Raw genomic sequence first — 213 nt, 5'->3', positions numbered from 1 at the left:
GTGCGTAATAGCTCACTGGTCGAGTGACTCTGCGCCGAAAATGTAACGGGGCTAAACACACCACCGAAGCTATGGCTTGATGCGTATGCATCAGGGGTAGGGGAGCGTTGTATACAGCGTTGAAGGTATACCGTAAGGAGTGCTGGAGCGTATACAAGTGAGAATGCCGGTATGAGTAACGAAAAGATCAGTGAGAATCTGATCCGCCGAAAG

At 50.2% G+C, this 213-nt stretch carries 1 rRNA gene; it reads left to right on the top strand.

Annotation, left to right across the window (positions count from 1 at the left end):
* Nucleotides 1-213, top strand: a 23S ribosomal RNA gene (locus KI379_RS33930); the annotation flags it as partial.

This window comes from Paenibacillus cineris, assembly GCF_018333335.1.
GTDB lineage: Bacteria > Bacillota > Bacilli > Paenibacillales > Paenibacillaceae > Paenibacillus_AQ > Paenibacillus_AQ favisporus.
Note: the sequence above shows the minus strand (reverse complement) of the source record. Positions and strands in the feature narration are given on the sequence as shown.